19 protein-coding genes and 1 tRNA gene are annotated in these 17,712 nt (G+C 74.8%); 14 read left to right on the forward strand and 6 right to left on the reverse strand.

The window, feature by feature from the left end:
* The 3 genes from ACYVI6_RS05740 to ACYVI6_RS05750 all read left to right on the forward strand — a co-directional run.
* A partial coding sequence (locus ACYVI6_RS05740; protein ID WP_460445450.1) for a hypothetical protein occupies positions 1-253 on the forward strand: 253 nt, incomplete at its 5' end.
* Positions 243-1,094 (forward strand): ABC transporter ATP-binding protein, encoded by an 852-nt coding sequence (locus tag ACYVI6_RS05745; protein WP_460445451.1) that lies wholly within the window; start codon positions 243-245, stop codon positions 1,092-1,094. The genes ACYVI6_RS05740 and ACYVI6_RS05745, both read left to right, overlap by 11 nt.
* Positions 1,087-1,731 (forward strand): ABC transporter ATP-binding protein, encoded by a 645-nt coding sequence (locus ACYVI6_RS05750; protein ID WP_460445452.1) that lies wholly within the window; start codon positions 1,087-1,089, stop codon positions 1,729-1,731. Before ACYVI6_RS05745 ends, ACYVI6_RS05750 begins: the two co-directional genes overlap by 8 nt.
* Positions 1,732-1,759: 28 nt before the next feature.
* On the opposite strand, the gene ACYVI6_RS05755 is transcribed toward ACYVI6_RS05750, so the two are convergent.
* Together ACYVI6_RS05755 and ACYVI6_RS05760 are read right to left on the reverse strand one after the other, a co-directional pair.
* Positions 1,760-3,232, reverse strand: a complete 1,473-nt coding sequence (locus ACYVI6_RS05755; RefSeq protein ID WP_460445453.1) for a carboxylesterase/lipase family protein — start codon at positions 3,230-3,232, stop codon at positions 1,760-1,762.
* A gap of 10 nt (positions 3,233-3,242) precedes the next feature.
* Positions 3,243-4,064: an SDR family NAD(P)-dependent oxidoreductase gene (locus tag ACYVI6_RS05760; RefSeq protein ID WP_460445454.1), complete on the reverse strand. Its 822-nt coding sequence runs from the start codon at positions 4,062-4,064 to the stop codon at positions 3,243-3,245.
* A 145-nt stretch (positions 4,065-4,209) separates the two neighbouring features.
* Between ACYVI6_RS05760 and ACYVI6_RS05765 the strand changes: the two genes are divergently transcribed.
* Positions 4,210-4,698, forward strand: coding sequence for a DUF4383 domain-containing protein (locus tag ACYVI6_RS05765; protein WP_460445455.1), 489 nt, complete (start codon positions 4,210-4,212; stop codon positions 4,696-4,698).
* 99 nt (positions 4,699-4,797) lie between these two features.
* On the opposite strand, the gene ACYVI6_RS05770 is transcribed toward ACYVI6_RS05765, so the two are convergent.
* Positions 4,798-6,594, reverse strand: a complete 1,797-nt coding sequence (locus ACYVI6_RS05770; protein WP_460445456.1) for an alkaline phosphatase D family protein — start codon at positions 6,592-6,594, stop codon at positions 4,798-4,800.
* 153 nt (positions 6,595-6,747) lie between these two features.
* Here ACYVI6_RS05770 and ACYVI6_RS05775 point away from each other — a divergent pair, with 153 nt between their 5' ends.
* The 7 genes from ACYVI6_RS05775 (at position 6,748) to ACYVI6_RS05805 (ending at position 13,331) form a co-directional block, all read left to right on the forward strand.
* Positions 6,748-8,208, forward strand: a complete 1,461-nt coding sequence (locus ACYVI6_RS05775) for a YcaO-like family protein (protein ID WP_460445457.1) — start codon at positions 6,748-6,750, stop codon at positions 8,206-8,208.
* The gene (locus tag ACYVI6_RS05780; RefSeq protein WP_460445458.1) at positions 8,205-8,516 is read left to right on the forward strand and encodes a hypothetical protein; all 312 of its coding nucleotides are present in this window, start codon (positions 8,205-8,207) and stop codon (positions 8,514-8,516) included. The genes ACYVI6_RS05775 and ACYVI6_RS05780 overlap by 4 nt, the downstream gene beginning before the upstream one ends.
* Positions 8,513-9,184, forward strand: coding sequence for a polysaccharide deacetylase family protein (locus tag ACYVI6_RS05785; protein WP_460445459.1), 672 nt, complete (start codon positions 8,513-8,515; stop codon positions 9,182-9,184). The genes ACYVI6_RS05780 and ACYVI6_RS05785 overlap by 4 nt, the downstream gene beginning before the upstream one ends.
* Before the next feature lie 111 nt (positions 9,185-9,295).
* Positions 9,296-10,648, forward strand: a complete 1,353-nt coding sequence (locus ACYVI6_RS05790) for an ABC transporter substrate-binding protein (RefSeq protein WP_460445460.1) — start codon at positions 9,296-9,298, stop codon at positions 10,646-10,648.
* Complete coding sequence (locus ACYVI6_RS05795; RefSeq protein WP_460445461.1) at positions 10,645-11,595, forward strand: carbohydrate ABC transporter permease; 951 nt, start codon at positions 10,645-10,647, stop codon at positions 11,593-11,595. Before ACYVI6_RS05790 ends, ACYVI6_RS05795 begins: the two co-directional genes overlap by 4 nt.
* Positions 11,592-12,458, forward strand: coding sequence for a carbohydrate ABC transporter permease (locus ACYVI6_RS05800; protein WP_460445462.1), 867 nt, complete (start codon positions 11,592-11,594; stop codon positions 12,456-12,458). The genes ACYVI6_RS05795 and ACYVI6_RS05800 overlap by 4 nt, the downstream gene beginning before the upstream one ends.
* Positions 12,459-12,494: 36 nt before the next feature.
* Positions 12,495-13,331, forward strand: coding sequence for an alpha/beta fold hydrolase (locus tag ACYVI6_RS05805; protein WP_460445463.1), 837 nt, complete (start codon positions 12,495-12,497; stop codon positions 13,329-13,331).
* A gap of 73 nt (positions 13,332-13,404) precedes the next feature.
* Here ACYVI6_RS05805 and ACYVI6_RS05810 read toward each other — a convergent pair whose 3' ends face one another.
* Complete coding sequence (locus ACYVI6_RS05810) at positions 13,405-13,800, reverse strand: hypothetical protein (RefSeq protein WP_460445464.1); 396 nt, start codon at positions 13,798-13,800, stop codon at positions 13,405-13,407.
* Between the two features lie 171 nt (positions 13,801-13,971).
* On the opposite strand from ACYVI6_RS05810, the gene ACYVI6_RS05815 reads away from it, so the two are divergent.
* Positions 13,972-15,231, forward strand: a complete 1,260-nt coding sequence (locus tag ACYVI6_RS05815) for a hypothetical protein (RefSeq protein WP_460445465.1) — start codon at positions 13,972-13,974, stop codon at positions 15,229-15,231.
* A gap of 53 nt (positions 15,232-15,284) precedes the next feature.
* On the opposite strand, the gene ACYVI6_RS05820 is transcribed toward ACYVI6_RS05815, so the two are convergent.
* Positions 15,285-15,360: transfer RNA gene (locus ACYVI6_RS05820), tRNA-Lys, on the reverse strand.
* Positions 15,361-15,430: 70 nt separating this feature from the next.
* Positions 15,431-15,625: a hypothetical protein gene (locus ACYVI6_RS05825; protein ID WP_284287827.1), complete on the reverse strand. Its 195-nt coding sequence runs from the start codon at positions 15,623-15,625 to the stop codon at positions 15,431-15,433.
* Between the two features lie 161 nt (positions 15,626-15,786).
* Between ACYVI6_RS05825 and ACYVI6_RS05830 the strand changes: the two genes are divergently transcribed.
* Entirely contained in the window at positions 15,787-16,362 is a 576-nt protein-coding gene (locus ACYVI6_RS05830) for a histidine phosphatase family protein (RefSeq protein WP_460445466.1), read from the forward strand.
* A 62-nt stretch (positions 16,363-16,424) separates the two neighbouring features.
* Positions 16,425-17,702 carry an HNH endonuclease signature motif containing protein gene (locus ACYVI6_RS05835; RefSeq protein ID WP_460445467.1) on the forward strand — a complete coding sequence of 426 codons (1,278 nt, stop codon included), beginning with the start codon at positions 16,425-16,427 and terminating at the stop codon, positions 17,700-17,702.
* The last annotated feature ends 10 nt before the right edge of the window (positions 17,703-17,712 follow it).

The following is a 17,712-nucleotide window of genomic DNA, read 5'->3' on the forward strand; positions in this document are numbered from 1 at the left end:
CATCGAGCTGGCGGCGCTGGTGCTGACCGGCCTGCTGCTCGGGCTGCTCGTCGTGGCGCTGGTCGCCCCGCTCGGCGCCCGGCTGCTCGACCCCGGCACCGAGGCCGCACCAGCCTTCGTGCTGCGGCTGCCGCTCGCCGCCCTCGGCGCGGTCGGGCTGGCCGGCGTGCTGGCGCTCGCGGTGGCGGTCGCCGTGGCCAGCGCCGGCGCGGCGGCCCGGTCGGGTGCGGAGGTGCTGCGCGATGGCGGCTAGCGACCCCGCGGCCCGGTGCGCCCGGCTGGTGCGCATCTACCCCTCGATGACCGGCGAGACGCACGCGCTGCGCGGGGTCGACGCGGTCTTCGAGCGCCGCACGATGACGGCCGTCACCGGGCCGTCCGGCAGCGGCAAGTCGAGCCTGCTGTCGGTGCTGGCCCTGCGCGAGCGGCAGAGCGGCGGCGAGCTGTGGGTCGACGGTCGGGCCACGGCGGGCGTCGGCGGCCGGGCCCTGCGGCAGCTGCGCCGGCGCACCGTGGCCTGGGTCGCGCAGCGGCCGACGCACGTGCTGTTCGCGCACCTGCCGGCCCGCGAGCAGGTCGTGCAGGCGGCCGCGCTGCGCGGGCTCGACGGCGCCGGTGCCCACGCCGCCGACGAGATGCTCGAGCGGCTGTGGCTCACCGACCGCCGCGGCGCCCTGGTGCGCGAGCTGTCCGGTGGCGAGCAGCAGCGCCTCGCGGTGGCCTGCGCCGTGGTGGGCGACCCGGTGCTGGTCGTCGCCGACGAGCCCACGGCCGAGCTCGACGACGAGTCGTCGTCGCTGGTGCTCGGCGAGCTGCGGCGGCTCACCGACCGCGGCGCCGCCGTGGTGATGTCCAGCCACGACCACCGGGCCGTCGGGGCCGCCGACCGCGAGCTGCACCTGCGCCACGGCGTGCTGTCGAGCGAGGCCGTCGCGGGCGAGGCCGCCACGGCCACCATCGACTCCACCGGGCGGCTGCAGCTGCCGCCGCAGGCGCTCACCCTCTTCCCCGACGGCCGGGCCCGGCTCGTCGTCGAGGCCGACGGCGTCCGGCTCGTGCCGCCCGACCCGCCCGGGGGAGCGACCAGTGCCTGAGCCGCTGCTCGACGTCGAGCACGTCACCCACCGCCCTGCCGCCCACGCCCCGCCCGTGCTGCACGACGTCTCGCTGACCGCCGAGCCCGGCACCCTCGTGGCGCTCGCCGGTCGCTCGGGTTCGGGCAAGTCGACGCTGTGCCACCTGGTCGCCGGCGTGGGCCGCCCCACCGAGGGCAGCGTGCGGGTGGCCGGGCGCCCGGCGGACGAGGTGCGCGACTGGGCGCTGGTGTCGCTGCTGCCGCAGCGGCTGGCGCTGGTCGAGGAGCTGAGCGTCGCCGAGAACGCGACCCTGCCGCAGCGGCTGCACGCCGACGCGGTGGTGCCCGACGGCTGGTCCGGCGACCTGCTCGACTCGCTCGACCTCGGCCGGCTCGGTGGCCGGCTGGTGACGCAGACCTCGCTCGGCGAGCAGCAGCGCACCGCGATCGCGCGCGCCCTCGCGCTGGTGCCGCGCCTGGCGGTGCTCGACGAGCCGACCGGGCACCAGGACGACGAGCACGTCGAGCTGGTGGTCGCTGCGCTGCGGCTGGCCCGCGAGCACGGCAGCGCCCTGCTCGTGGCCACCCACGACGAGCGGCTGCTCGACGTCGCCGACCGGGTGGTGCGGCTGCACCAGGGCGTGGTGGTCGGCTAGGCGCTCGGGCTGCGACGTGCCGCGGCGGTCAGCCCGCCCAGAGCGCCCGCTCGTCGTCGCGCGGGGCGTGCACCAGCCGGTCGGCCGGCTCGTCGAACACGTGCACCGCCCGGTCGTCGCCGTACGGCGCCCAGCCCGGGTCGCCGTCGGTGGCGAAGGCGACCCAGGCGCAGTGCACCCGGTCGGCCAGCGCCTGCGGCGGGTCGTCGCCCAGCAGCCCCGCCGTGCCCTCGGCGGCGAGGGCGTCGAAGACGAACGGCACGTCGACGGCGTGCGCGGCGCCGAGGCCGAGGCGCGGGCTGCGCCAGGCCAGCTCGTAGACCCACGAGCGGTCGCGCGGCCGGGCCTCGACCACGGCGATCGACGGTGCCCGGAAGTACCGGTCGGTGACGATCGCCGCCAGCAGGTCGCCCGGCGACGCGTCGGGGCGGTGCGCGCGGTAGACGTCGACGACGGACGCCGGCACGCCCTGCGCCGCGAGCACCATCGGCAGCGCCGCCGCGGGCAGCGACGCCGTGATGCCCGGCGGGGCCAGGAAGAACCGGAACTCCTCGGTCGTGGTGCCGGTGAGCAGCGGCACGTCGGCCGAGGCGCCCGCGGCGAGCGCGGCCTGCGGGTGCACCGGCACGACGTCGCCGTCGACCACCGGCACGAACGCCATCAGCCCCGCGACCACGGACGCCCCGAAGCGGACCGGGTCGGGGCCGGTGGTCAGCGCCTGCGACACCCGCCGCTGGGCGGCCAGCAGCCGCGCCGGGTCGACGTCGGCGAGCGTCGTGGCGCGCACGTCGTCGAGGCCGAGGGCGGTGCCGAGCTCGCGGGTCACCAGCGCGGCGTCGGCGGGGTCGGCGGCGGCCTGGGCGGCACCGCTCTGCGTGATCGCCTGCGCGAACAGCCCGGTCGCCTGCGGCAGCCCGAGCAGCGTCGTGATGCTCATGGCGCCGGCCGACTCGCCGAACACCGTGACCCGCGCCGGGTGGCCGCCGAACGCGGCCGCGTTGTCGCGCACCCACTCCAGGGCGGCGAGCTGGTCGAGCAGGCCGCGGTTGGCCGGGGCGTCGGGCAGCGCCGCGAAGCCCTCGACCCCGAGCCGGTAGTTCAGCGTCACCAGCACGACGCCGTCGCGGGCGAAGGCCTGCCCGCCGTACGTCGCGACCGCCGAGCTGCCGTTCACGAAGGCGCCGCCGTGGATCCACACCATCACCGGCAGGCCGGCCGCGCCTGGGTCCGGCGTCCACACGTTGACGGTGAGCCAGTCGTCGCCCGGCACCTGCGTCGAGGTGAGGATCGTGTCGAACGGCGCCTGGTACCCGGCGGCCGGCGGCGTCGGACCGAACGCTGTCGCGTCGCGCACGCCGTCCCACGGCTGCGGCGGCTCGGGCGCCGCGAACCGGCGCGCGCCCACAGGCGGCGCCGCGTAGGGGACGCCGAGGAAGCGGGCGACGCCGTCGCGCCGCTCGCCCCGCACTCGGCCGTGGGTGGTGACCGCCTCTGGCTGCACGACGTCGAACCTAGGCGCCCCCACCGACACCCCGCTCCTCGGCGACCGAGTTGCCGCCGTCGACCACGAGGCACTGACCGGTGACGTACGACGCGCCGGGGGAGCAGAGGAACGCGACGGCGGCGGCCACCTCGTCGGGGTGGGCGCTGCGGCGGGCCGGGGTGCCGGCGGCCTGCTCGGCCTCGTCGGCGGTCTGGCTGGCGGTGCGGATCCAGCCCGGCGCGACCGCGTTCGCGGTGACGCCCGCGGCCGCGTGGTCGACGGCGACGGCGCGGGCCAGGCCCACCATCCCCGCCTTGGCCGCCGCGTAGGCGGCCTCGCCGCGCATCGCCATCACCGGACCGGTCACCGACGCCACCATCACCACCCGCCCCCACCCGGCGGCGAGCATCGCCGGCAGCACCGCTCGGGTGACGAGGAACGCGGTGTCGAGGTTGCGCGACGTGCTGGCCCGCCAGGCCTCCAGCGACAGCGATCCGACCGTGCCCGACTCGCTGCCGCCGGGCAGCGCCGGGTCGAGCGCCGGTGCGCTGACGCTCGTCATGCCGGCGTTGTTCACCAGCACCGTCGGCGCCCCGAGCGCGCCCGTCACCTCGCGCACCGCGCGGTCGACCTGGTCCGGGTCGGTCAGGTCCGCGACGACGCCGAGCGCCCGGACGCCGTCCCCCGCCAGCTCGGCCGCGCGCTCGTGCACCCGGTCGCTGGTGGCCGCCACCGCCACCGCGGCGCCCATCGCACCGAGCAGCCGCGCGGTCGCGTGGCCGATGCCGTCGGGGGAGCCGGCGCCGGTGACGAGCGCGACGCGGCCGGACAGGTCGAGGAGCTGGTGCATGCCCGCTGCCTACCACCCCGGGCCGGGCCACGAAGATCGACCCCCGTCCAGCGGGCGTGCTGGACAGGTCGCGCACACGATGGACGCGCGGGCGACCGACTGCCTGCGACTCGAGTCATCGAGCCCTCGACGAAGGAGCAGCTCAATGTCCAGCCAGTCCGCGACCCACGGTGGCCGCACCGCCAAGCACCCGGTGCAGACCGTCGCCCAGCTCGTCGGCGTGGTGTTCCTGCTCGTCGGCATCCTCGGCTTCGTGCCCGGCATCACCTCGAACTTCGGCGACATGGCCTTCGCCGGTCACCAGTCCGAGGCGAAGCTGCTCGGCCTGTTCCAGGTGTCGGTGCTGCACAACCTGGTGCACGTCCTGTTCGGCGTCGCCGGCCTCGCGATGGCCCGCACCGCCCCCAGCGCGCGCAACTACCTCGTCGGCGGCGGGGTCGTCTACTTCGTGCTGTGGCTCTACGGCCTGTTCGCCCACGGCGACACCAGCGCCAACTTCGTGCCGCTGAACAACGCCGACAACTGGCTGCACCTCGTGCTCGCCATCGGCATGATCGCCCTGGGCGTCGTGCTCGGCAAGAAGGTCGTCGACGGCCGCGACGGCAGCAACCACGTGCACGGTGTCGACCGCTGACCCGTTGCAGCACAGCACTTCCCGCACCATCGGCTGACCGGTTGCACCGGTCGCCAGCACCTCGAGGCGTGTCCGCGGCCCACCGGCCGCGGGCACGCCTCAGCTGCGTCGGGGGCCGCGCGGCTCGTCGCTGCGCGCGCCGACCGGTCCGCGGCCCTCGACCACCCGGCGGCTGCCCGCGCGGGTGACCCAGCTCGTGGCGTACGCGGGGAGCGCGGTCGGGTCGACCCGCGGGTCCGGGCGGGCGGACGTCGGCAGCGGCGTCAGGTGGAAGTCGGCCTGCACCCGCTCGGGCGTCACGTCGACGACCACGAAGCCGTGCCCCACGCCGTCCAGGTACCTGATCCAGGGGTTCGTGGCCCGGACTGCTGCGGCTGCGGCCCCGACGGCGACCACCGCCGCCTCGGGGGACTGCGCGGCCGCCGCCGCGAAGCCCTCGTAGAAGCCGTCGCTGGTCACCGACGGGCAGACGAACTCCACGCCGGCCGGGCGGTAGGTGCCCGCGGGCCCGCGGCCCGCCGGCAGGTCCATCGCCCAGGACGAGTGGATGTCGCCGGTCAGCACCACGGTGTCGCCCGAGCGCCGGGGGAGGCCGTCGAGGTGACCGAGCAGGTCGGCCTGGTCGGCCTGGTACCCGTCCCACTGGTCGGAGTTGATCACCGAGGGCACGGACGGGATCCCGAGTGCCGCACCGGGGAAGCGGACCGGTGTCACGATCACCTGGTTGCCCACGAGGTGCCAGCGGCGGTGCCCGGCGAGGCCGCGCTTCAGCCAGTCGAGCTGCTCGGGCTCGGGCAGGTGCCGGTCGGGGTCGGCGAGCTGGGCGTCCACGGCCGGCACCCCGGTCGGGATGAACCCGCCGCCGGTGGTGGTGAACGGCGCGACGTCCACCTGCTTGCTGCGGTGCTGGCGGGTCTCGAGCACCGAGAGGTCGGCCAGCGCGCCGTACCGGAACCGCTTGAAGAACCGGGTGCCCTGGTGCGGCACGGTGTGCTGCTCGGGCAGCCGGAACGGCATCCACTCCAGGTAGGCCTCGTAGGCCTCGCGCCGGCGCCGCTCGAAGCTGCCCTCGACGCCCGGGGTGTGGTTCTCGGCGCCGGCGGCCCAGGCGTTGTTCGCCACCTCGTGGTCGTCGAAGATGGTGATCCACGGGTGGTTGCGGTGCGCCGCCTGCAGGTCGGGGTCGGCCTTGTGCAGCGCGTGCCGCAGCCGGTAGCCGCGCAGGTCGATCGTCTCGGTCGCCGGCTGGGCGTCGCGCACGCCGATCAGGCTGTCGGGGCCGTAGCGGTCGTCGCCGTTGCCGTACTCGTAGACGTAGTCGCCGACGTGCAGCACCATGTCGAGGTCGGTGCGCTCGGCGATCGCCCGGTACGCGGTGAAGTACCCGCCGGTGTAGTTGCTGCACGACACCAGTGCGAGGCGCAGCGCGTGCGTGCGGTGCGGGTCGTCCGGCGCGGTGCGGGTGCGGCCGACGGGGCTGACCCGCCCGAGGCTGCTGAAGCGGTACCAGTAGCGGGTGTAGGTCTCGAGCCCGGTCACGTCGACCTTCACCGTGTGGTCGGACGCCGCGCTGGTGCGCCGCACCCCGTGCCGGACGACGTGGCGGAAGCCCGGGTCGCGCGCGACCTCCCAGCGCACCGTCAGCGGCCGACCGAGCCCGCTGCCCGGCGTCGCGACCGGCTCGCCGGGCCGGTGCGGCGGGGTGGCGCGGGTCCAGATCACCACGGCGTCGGCGGTCGGGTCGCCGCTGGCCACCCCGTAGCCGAAGACGCCGTCCGACGCCGGGGCGGCCGCCACTGCCTCGTCGAAGGGACGCAGCGTGGCGGCGACGGCGGTCGCGGCACCGACCGCCGCGGTGCGCAGGACGGAGCGACGGGACAGGGCGTTGGAGGGCACGGACGGATCCTGCTGCCGGGGCGCGACCGGCGACAGGGCCCGCCGGTGAACGCCCGACGGTGCCGTCGTGAACACCGCGCTGCGGGCGCGGCTGAACAACCCGGCCGCCCGCTCCGGATGGTGCCGACCCGCCGGGCGCGACACAGTCTGCGCATGGTGACGGCGACGCAGCTGGAGACCGCGGCCGACCGCTACGCGGCCGACCTCGCGCGGGACGGGCTCGACGAGCTCGACCTGACCGGTCTGGAGGACGTCGGGGTCGCCGTGCACCTGACGCGCTGGGCGGGTGCGGGCGGCGCGCCCCCGTTCGCCGGCATCGGCTACGGCACCACCGCGGCGCAGGCTCGCGTCGGGGCGCTCGGCGAGACCGTCGAGCGCGCGGCGTCCTGGCGGTCCACGCTCTCGGCGCGGCCCCGTGTGGCGACGCGCGGCGAGGTGCGGGCGGCCGGGGCGCGGGCGCTCGACCCGCGCGAGCTGGGCGTCGACGCCGGGCACGTGGTCGACGACGCGCCCCGCCCCTGGCTGCCCGCGCGGCGGCTGCGCGACGACGTCGAGGTGTGGGTGCCCGTCGAGCACGTGGTGAGCACGCCCGGCGAGGCGGCTCGGCTGGGCGTCACCGACCCGCTCGTCACCCCCGTCTCGAACGGCCTGGGTGCCGGCGGTGACCGCGACCAGGCCGTGCTGCACGCGCTGCTCGAGGTGCTGCAGCGCGACGGCAACGGCCTGCGCTTCCGCGCGCTCGACGCCGGCCGGGTGGTCGACGTCGACGACGCGCGGCTCGACCCGGCGACCGCGCAGGTGCTGGCGGCGCTTCGGGCGCGGGGCGTCGAGGTGCAGGTCAAGCTGGCCGCGACCGACTTCGGCCTGCCCGACGTCGTGGTGGTCGGCAGCGCGCCGGGCGACGACCTCGTGGTGGCGACGGCGTGCGGCGAGGCGGTGCACCCCGATCGCGACGTCGCCGTCCGCAAGGCGGTGTGCGAGTTCGCGGCCGCCCGCATCCGCAAGCGCTGGTCGCACCACGCGCCCGCCGACGGCCCCCTTCGCGAGCCCGACGGGTCGTGGGAGCAGGAGGAGCCCCGGGTGCTGGCGGCCACGGTCCGGTGGCTCACCGACCCGCCGCCCGACTGGCCGGACCTGTTGCGCCACAGCGTGTTCCGCGTCGAGCAGCACGTGCCGTGGGCGCAGGTGCCGACGACGCCCACCGACGACCTCACGACGCGGCAGGTGCTCGACCTGGTGGTCGACCGGCTGGCCGCGGAGGGCTTCGAGCCGGTCGTGGTCGACCTGGCCGACGGGGCCGACGGCGTCCACGCGGTGAAGGTGGTGGTGCCCGGGCTGGAGGTCGAGACCGTGGCCTACGGCCGCATCGGCGAGCGCAACGTGCGGCGGCTGCTGGACGGCGGTCGCGACGACCTGGTGCGCGTCGGCGCCCGGCCGGACGGCGACGGCTGGGCGCGCGTGGTGCTGAACGAGCAGGCCGAGGCGCGGCTGGGCGGCGCGGCGTGGCTCGACCGGGCCGCGCTCGACGCCGTCGCCGGCGACCTGCTGCCGCTGTACCGCGAGCCCGGCCAGCACGCGGCGCAGGCCGCGATCGCCGCGGGGTGGCGGCCGTGAGCGACCCGCTGCCCGAGCTGCCGGACCTGCCGCTGGCCGAGCTACCGGACCCGCGGGCGGTCGAGGAGCGCGCGAACGCCCGCGCGCTGCACGCCGAGGGCATCCCGATGGTGCTCGCGGTCGAGGACCTGCGGCCCGGGGCGGCCGCGCCGACGTCCCGCGACGCGCTGGGCGAGGTGCTGGCCGACCGGCTCGAGACCTACCGCGCGGCGCTGCGACCCGACGCGGCCGACGACGACGAGCTGGCGGTGCACGACGTGGTGGTGGTGCTGGCGAACGCGCACGGACCGGTCGGGGGCGGGACATGAGCTTCAGCGGGCACGCGGCGGCGCTGCGGGCGGGGTCGTACCTGCACGTCGTCAACTACCACTGGACGCCGGCGTCCGCGGCCGACCAGCTGGAGGCCGACCTCGCGGCGTACCTGCGTCGCTTCGACCCGGTGACCCCGGAGCACCTCGACCACTTCGTCGACACCGGTCGCTGGCCGCTGCGCCGCCCCGGGTTCGCGCCCGTCTTCTACGACAGCTACCGCGAGCAGGCCGCGGTCGCGGCGCCGGTCTGCGAGTCGCTGGGCATCGCGGCGTGGTTCCTGCCGGTCACCGGGCTGCTCGACGTGCCGCCCGCCGAGCAGGTGGCCTGGTGCGAGCAGCACCACGTCGACCTGCCCGACGAGCTGCCGGACGACGGGCGCATCGGCCTCACGTGGGACGAGCTCGCCGAGATCGGGCGGCACCACGTGCTGGGTGGGCACACCGCGGGCCACGCCGTGCCCGAGCACACCCGCGACCCCGAGGCCGTGCAGCGCGAGCTCGTCGAGCCGTTCGAGCGGCTGACGGCGATCGGCACGGCGGCCCCGGCGGTCATGGCGTGGTTCGAGGGACGGCTCGACGACCCCGCCGACCCCGCGTTCCAGTCGATGCGCGACGCCGGGTTCCGGTACCTGGTCAGCGCGACCCGGGTGCAGCGTGTGCGCTGAACCGTTGCGGCCAGGTGGCACCCCGTGGTGGGGTCGGACATGCTCGCGGACGCCGGGGAGGTTCCCGGACGGCGTCCGGCTCGTGGCGCCGCACCACTCCCTGGAGCACGCATGCAGCAGCCGTCCCGTCGTTCGTTCCTCTCCGCCGCAGGGCTGGGTGCCGCGGCCGCGGCGCTGGCCGCCTGCAGCGGGGGCGGTCCCGGCCCGCGCGCCGGTGCGACGGCCACCGGCGCGGCCGGCGCGAAGGCCAGCCTGCCGCCGCAGAAGGGCAAGCTGACGTTCAGCTTCTGGGGCGGCAGCGACGGCGAGACCAAGGGCTTCCAGCACCTCAAGGAGAAGTTCGAGGCGGCCAACCCCGGTGCCGAGGTCCAGCTCAAGGTGGTGCCGTACGACGGCTTCTTCGCCGGCATCGACCGCGGCCTGCAGGCCGGCAACGCCCCCGACGTCTTCCGCGTCGACTACACGACGATCGGCAAGTACAGCTCGAAGGGCACGCTGCTCGACCTGAGCCCGTACTTCTCCGCCGACGACGTCGCCGAGTTCCTGCCGCCGCTGTGGCAGGCCGTGCAGTACCAGGGCCGCCCCTACGGCGTGCCGCACCAGACCGACACCAGCGCGATCGTCTACGACACCGCGGTGCTGCGCGATGCCGGCATCACGACCGTGCCCGACAAGCTGGCGGACGCCTGGACGTGGGAGGAGTTCGCGCAGGTCGCGACCACCCTGCGCGGCAAGCTGCCCGAGCAGAAGTTCCCCTTCGCCTACGACTGGACGCGGGCCGGCGCCTTCCGCTGGCTGAGCTGGCTCTACCAGGCCGGCGGCACGCTGCTCGACCCGACGCTGGCCAAGGCGGCGGTGCCGAGCGACCCGGCGACCAAGGCGCTCGACTTCACCAAGCGCTTCTTCACCGAGAAGTGGGTACCGGCGTCGAACACGATCAAGGGCGCCAGGTACTCCGACGAGTTCTTCGTGTCGCAGATCGTGCCGATGGCGTTCGTCGGCGACTTCCTGGTGCCGACGCTCGCCGACCCGAAGCAGGGCTACAAGGGCGAGTGGGCCGCGACGTACATGCCGCAGGACGTCGGTGCGGCGTCCGACCTCGGCGGCAACGCGCTGGTGGTGAACGGAGAGACGAAGAACGCCGACCTGGCGGCGGCGTTCGTGCGGTTCGCGGCGTCCGAGGACGAGATGAAGTACTTCTGCGAGCAGGCGATCGAGCTGCCGACGCGCAGCTCGCTGGCCACCGCGAAGCTCGACTACGCCATCCGCCCCGACCTGGTGGCGCTGTGGGCGGAGCAGGCGACGACGCTCGGCGAGACCGTCGTCAAGGAGTCGACGGTGCCGGCGTTCAGCTCGATCAACACGCTGCTGCAGGAGCAGCTCGAGGCGGCCTTCACCGGCCAGGAGACCGCGCAGACGCTGCAGCGCATCGGCGACGGCGTGAACCAGGCGCTGCAGCGATGACGACGGCGGCGACGGGGGAGGCCGCGGCGGCCGTCGTCCGGCGGCCTCGGCCCGCCCCCCGCCGTCGCGGGTCGCGCCGCACCGGCCTGCTGGCCGTGCCGTTCGTGCTGCCGAACCTGGTGCTGTGCGCGGTGTTCCTGTTCTTCCCGCTGGTCATGGCGTTCGTGGTGAGCACCCGGCACCAGGAGTCGCTGGGTCAGCCGTACGGCGTGGGCCTGTCGAACTACGCCGAGCTGCTGCGCGACGGCGTGTTCTGGCGCGCGGTGCTGAACACGCTGCTCTTCACGCTGGGCACGGTGCCGGTCGGCATGGCGCTCGGGCTCGGCGTGGCGCTGCTGCTCGACGGCGCGCTGCCCGGGCGCGCGCTGTACCGCTCGATCGTGTTCCTGCCGCTGGTGATCAGCGGCGTCGCGACGGGCGTGCTCGGCTCGTGGCTGTTCGACCAGTACGACGGGTTCGTGAACGACCTGCTGCGCGCGGTGGGGCTCGGCGGGCCGAGCTGGCAGTCGAACGGCACCTGGGCGATGGTCTCGGTGATCGTCATGACGGTGTGGGTGCGGCTGGGCTTCGACATGCTCATCTACCTCGCCGGGCTGCAGGGCATCGACCGGCAGCTGCTCGAGGCGGCCCGCGTCGACGGCGCCGGCTGGTGGCAGCGGCTGCGGCGCATCGTCGTCCCGCTGCTCGGGCCGTCGACGTTCTTCCTGCTGGTGATGAACCTGCTCTACTCGTTCCAGGTGTTCGACACCGTCTACGCGATGACCGGCGGCGGGCCGGCCAACAGCACCACGATGCTCGTCACCTACGCCTACCGCACCGGCTTCGACGAGCGCGGTCCCGGCCAGCTCGGCTACGCGGCCGCCGTCGGCGTCGTCATCTACCTGGTCACGCTCGCCATCACGGCCGTGCAGTGGCGGGCCTCGCGCACCCGGGACCTGACGTCGTGAGCGCCGTGACCGCCCCGTCGCAGACCCCGCGAGCCCGTCGTCGCGGCCGTGGCCAGCGCGTCGCCCGGCTGGTGGCGGCGATCGCCGTGACCCTGGTGATGTTCTTCCCGCTCTACTGGATGGTCGTGACCGCGTTCTCGACCCGGCAGAGCCTCTACGCGCCGGGCCTGCACCTGTGGCCCTCGCAGTTCACGTTCGACAACTTCGTGACGCCGATCAGGGCGTTCCCGGTGTGGCACTGGTTCCGCAACTCGGTGGTGATCGCCGTGCTGGTCACCGCGATCACCGCGGTGGTGAACCTGCTGGCGGGGTACGCCTTCGCCAAGCTGCCGTTCCGCGGACGCAACGTGCTGTTCCTGCTGCTGCTGTCGACGATGATGATCCCGATCCAGGCGATCATGGTCCCGCAGTTCGACCTGGTCATCGACCTCGGCCTCTACGGCACCATCTGGGCGGTCGTGCTCCCGACGTCCGCCGCGGTGTTCGGCATCTTCCTGGCCCGCCAGTTCTTCCTGTCGATCCCGGACGAGCTGCTCGAGGCCGCGCGGGTCGACGGCGCGTCGCAGCTGCGCACGTTCCTGCAGGTGGTGCTGCCGCTGTCGAAGCCGCTGGTGGCCGTGCTGGTGCTGCTGACGTTCTCGGCCGAGTGGAACGACTTCGCCTGGCCGCTGGTGGTGTTCTTCAGCAGCAACGAGCTCTTCACGCTCCCGCTGGGACTGGTCACCGACCTCAAGGGTCAGTACGGCACCAACTACGGCGCGCTGATGGCGATGACGCTGCTGACGCTCGCCCCGGTGATCATCCTGTTCCTCGCCTTCCAGCGGTACTTCGTCGCGGGGTTCGCGCGGTCCGGCATCCGCTGACCCCATCCGGGCGGCCGGTCGCTCCGAAGCGCGGGCATGGCCGAGATCACCGCCCACCACGGGCTGCTGCGCGACACGACCCTGCACGTCGACGACACCGGCGGCACCGGTCGCCCGGTCGTGCTGATCCACGGCTGGCCGCTGTCGGGCGAGGCGTTCGCCGACAACGTGCCGGCGCTGCAAGCGGCCGGGTACCGCGTCGTCACCTACGACCGCCGCGGCTTCGGCCGCAGCGACACGCCCCGCGGCGGCTACGACTACGACACCCTGAGCGACGACCTGCAGGCCGTCCTCACCGAGCTCGACCTGCACGACGTCACGCTCGTCGGCTTCTCGATGGGCGGCGGCGAGGTCGCGCGCCACGCCACCCGGCACGAGCACGAGCGGGTGCGCAGCGTCGTCTTCGCCTCCGCCGTCCCCCCGTTCCTGGCGACGAGCGACGACAACCCCGACGGTCCGCTGGACGACGCGACCGCCGCCGGCATGGAGTCCGGCCTGACCGCCGACCGCGACGCCTTCTTCGAGCAGTTCACGACCGACTTCTTCTCCGTCGACGGCACGCTCGCCGTCACCGAGGAGCAGCGCCGCCAGGCCGTCGCCCTGGCGCAGCAGTCCGACCAGCACGCCGCGCTCGCCTGCATGGAGGCGTTCGCCACGACCGACTTCCGCGACGACCTGCCCGCCGTCCGCGTGCCCACGCTGGTGCTGCACGGTGACGGTGACGCCGTCGTCCCCTTCGAGGGCTCCGGAGCCCGCACCGCCGCCTCGATCACCGGCGCGCGCACCCACGTCGTCGCCGGCGGTCCGCACGGCGTCAACGTGAGCCACGCCGACGAGAGGAACCGGGTGCTGATCGAGTTCCTCGCGGTCTGAGAGCCCGCTGGCAGCACGAGAGGCGCCCACCGTGCGGTGGGCGCCTCTCGTCCGTCCCGCCGGCCGGTGCCGGTCAGCAGTGCCGGTCGAAGAAGTCCACGACGACCTGCGTCTTGAACTTCACCGACGTCACTTTCGCCTGCGCCGCCACGACCTGGTCGGCCGCCTTCTGCTTGCCGAGCTTGCCGACCTGCTGGCACAGCTGCTTGCGACCGTCGGCGTTCAGCGCGTCCCAGGTCGTGTCCAGCGCCTTCGCCTGCACGTCCGGGTCGTTCGGGTCCTGCGCCCCGGCCGCCGGCGACGACGGGCTGGTCGTCGGGCTGGCCGGTGCGCTGCTGGTGGCCGGTGACGACGTCGAGCTCGAGCTGCTCGCCGCCGGCGCGGCCGTCGTGCTGTCGTCGCCCCCGCAGCCCGACAGCGCCGCCGCCGCGGCGACGACGACGGTCAGGCTCATGACGATCTTCTGCATGGTGCTCCTCCGAGTGGGTTGCCCGAAGTCTCTCGGCCGCACGGACCGGCCGCACCTCGGCCCAGGATCAGTCGGGGCGCGCCGGGTGCAACGGGCGCGAGGTGTCCGGAGCTCGGCCTCGCGGCGCCGAGTCTGTGCCATCGTGCACTCGCGCGGTCGACAACGGTCGTGATGGGCACGACCGGAGGCGACGTGATCAGCAACGAGGTCCATGTTCTGCAGGACGAGGGCGGCATGGCTGTGATCGGCGAGGCCTCGGCGGTCGAGTCGTTCCTCGCGTCGCGAGGGCTCGCCTCCCGCGAGCTCCCGCTCGACCGGCTGCGTCCGGCACTCGCCACCGCGGCCGGTGTCGCTCAGACGGCGTCGACGGCGATGGCCGAGTCCGGGCGCTGGGTCAAGCTGACGAAGCAGTCCGCTGAGGCCATGAAGCACCTGGAGCTCATGAAAGGATCAGCGCCGGGGGTCAGCCGAGCCGTGCTGACTGACAAGGGCAAGGCCAAGCAGTTCCTGGAGATCGTCAGGACGCCGGGGTCGATGCTGACGAACCCGGCTCTTCTGGCCGGCGCAGCCGGGATCATGGCGCAGCTCGCCATGCAGCAGACGATGGACGAGATCACGGACTACCTCGAGTCGATCGACGCAAAGCTCGACGACGTGCTGCGCGCGCACAGCGAAGCGGTGCTCGCCGACATGGTCGGCGTCGACCTGGTGATCGAGGAGGCGATGATCGTCCGCGAGCGCGTCGGTCGGGTGTCCGAGGTGACCTGGTCCAAGGTCCAGGCGACGGCGTCGACGATCGCCCGGACGCAGGCGTACGCCCTGCGGCAGCTGGACGCGCTCGCCGACGACCTGGAGCGCCACACCGCCGTCGGCGACCTGGCGAAGACCACGGCTCAGGCCCAGGTCAGCGTCCAGGAGTGGTTGGCGGTCCTGGCCCGCTGCTTCCAGCTGCAGGACGCCCTCGCGGTGCTGGAGATCGACCGCGTGCTCGACGGTTCGCCGGAGGAGGTGGACCGGCACCGCACGGGGCTGCAGGCCGCCCGCCACCACCGGCTCGACCTGATCACGAGGACCACCGAGCGCCTGATGGTCCGCCTGGACGCGGCAGCCCGGGCGGCCAACGCCAAGGTGCTGCTGCACCCCGCGGCGTCGCGGAGCGTCGTCTCGGCCAGCAACCACGTGGCGGGCGCGGTGGTCGCCTTCCACGAGCCGCTGGGCATCGACGGGGACCGGCAGTCCGTCGACGCCAGGCGGTGGGTGGAAGCGGCTGCCGACGCGCGCGACCGGGTGCGTGAGACGGGCGCCGGCGGGTACGAGGCGGCCAAGCAGCTCGGCGATCAGACCCGTGGTCGTGCGGCCTCAGCGGCAGGTCGGCTGTCAAGCGGCGTCGGCGAGCGTGCCCGCCGCCTGCGCGGCAGGAGCGACGACTGAGCGAAGCGGTGACGCGCGAAGGCCCGGTCCGTGTGGACCGGGCCCTCGTGGTGTGGTGCGCCATCAGGGACTCGAACCCCGAACCCGCTGATTAAGAGTCAGCTGCTCTGCCAATTGAGCTAATGGCGCAACGAGGCACGAGGTTAGCAGCCCACCCGCCCGGCCGAGAAATCGGCCGGGGCGGGCGGGTGCGGGCTGGTCAGCCCTGCTCCCACCAGTGCTGCTCGGGGACACCCTCTGCCTCGAGGATGGCCCGCGAGTCGGGACCGGTCGGTGCGGTGAGGTCCATGAGCAGCGACAGCGGCACGTGCTCCTCGAGCATGTCCATGACCTGCTCGGCCTGGGCGTCCTCGATCTGATCGCCGACGAGTGCGGCGTTCCCCTGCGTGTCCATGCGTCCTCCCTGTCCGCGCGGAACCTTGACCCCGTTGACATCGGGCGCGGAGGGCCCGGGCTGTCTGGGCCGAAGGGGTGGTCGCCGCCGGTGACGGAGCGGCGCCGGCACCGCTCGCACGGGTGCTGTCGCAGCGCGGGCGCAGCGGTGATGATGTGCGGGTGACCGTCCGCCTCGCGCTGGTGCCGCCCGGCCTGACCGCCGGGGCGCGCGAGGGGCTCGTGGGGGCCGACGAACCGCTCGACGAGCACGGGCGCGCGGCGGCGCTCGCCGTGGCCGAGCGGCGGGTGCTGCCGACGGGGGTGCCGTCGTGGGTGGCGCCGTCGACGCAGTGCCGCGAGACGGCCGGGCTGCTGGGGCTGCAGCCGGTCGACGACGAGGGCCTGCGCGACTGGGACCTCGGCCGGTGGGTGGGCCGCAGCATGACGGACGTCGCGCAGCAGGAGGGTGCGGACGTCGCCGCCTGGCGCGCCGACCCGTCGTCCGCAGTGCACGGGGGAGAGTCGCTGCTGCAGCTGATCGACCGCGCGGGCGCGTGGCTGGCCAGGGTGCCCACCCTAGGGCGTCGTGCGGTCGTCGCGGTCGCGCCGCTGCCGGTGGTGCGGGCGCTGCTCGTGCACGCCCTCGGGGTCGGGCCCGAGCCGTTCTGGCGGCTCGACGTCGAGCCGCTCGCCGTCGTGCGGATGACCGTGAGCGACGACCGGGTGGCCGTGCGCTGGCGGTCGGCCACCGAGTAGCCGCTCATCCACAGGCGTTGCCGCAGAACGCCTTTGCGCCCGACAAGTGGTAGGCTTGTCGTATGACGAGCGGCGGTGAGGTGCAGGTGTGGCAGCTGTCGGACGACGGGCGCCGCGCCGCGCTCGCCGACCTCGAGCAGCAGCTGCTGGCGCTGCAGGCCGAGCGGCTGCGGCTGCTGGCGTGGGTCGAGCGCAGCGGGCAGGTCGGGCGCGAGGGGCAGGCGAACCTCACCACCTGGCTGCGGCAGCAGGTGCCGGGCATGGCGGCGGCCGAGGCGGCGCGCACCGCCCGGCGCGCGTCCCGGCTGCACACCCAGGTGATCGCGAACGACCTGGTCGCCACCCGCGAGGCGCTCGAGGCCGGACAGGTGCGTCCGGAGCAGGCGGACGTCGTCGCGACCACCGTCGAGCGGCTGCGCGCCGCGGGGTCGGGGACGGCGATCGAGCGGGTCGACGCGGTCGTCGCCGGCGCCGAGGCGGTGCTGCTCGACGCGGCTCGGGGTGTCGATCGCGAGACCGGTGCCGTCGTCGTGCCGCTCGACCCGCAGGCGCTGCGGGTCGCGGCCACCGTGCTGGTGCAGACCGTCGACCCCGCCGCCGACGACGACGAGCTGCGGCGGCAGGAGCGGCAGGCCCGGGATCGCCGGCTCGACGTGTCGGTGACCGGCGGCGGTCTGGTCGCCGTCGACGGCCTGCTCACCCCGGTCGCCGGGGCCGCGCTGCTCGCGGCGATCGACGCGTGGTCGGCGCCCCGGCCGGACGCCGACGGCGAGCGCGACACCCGCGAGCCCGCGCAGCGTCGCCACGACGCCCTGCAGCGCCTCTGCGAGACGGTGCTCGCAGCCGACGGCGTGCTGCCCTCGACGCACGGCACGGCGTACCGGGTGGTCGTCACGGTCCCCGTCGGGCGGCTGCTCGGCGAGCCCGCCGGCCCCGCGCTGCTGCCGACCGGTCAGCCGGTGCCCGACCGTCGGCTGCAGCAGCTGCTGTGCCACGCCGAGGTCGTGCCGGTCGCGCTCGACCGCCGCGACCTGCCGATCGACGTCGGCGACACGCAGTACCCGTTCACCCCGCGGCAGCGCGCGGCCCTCGCCCTCGAGCACGGGCACTGCACCTACGGCACCTGCACCGCACCCGCGGCGTGGTGCGACGCCCACCACGTGACGCCGTTCAGCCGCGGCGGGCGCACCGACCTGAGCAACGGCACCCTGCTCTGCGGCCGGCACCACCGCTGGGTGCACGCGACCGGCGGGTCGGGGCCACCGAGCCGATCACGCGCCGAAGCCGTCGCCCGGCAGGCCATCACGCACCTCGCGACCCGGTTGTCGCGAGCGGCGTGACGCCGTCGCG

The sequence above is a fragment of the Angustibacter aerolatus genome (genome assembly GCF_054776675.1).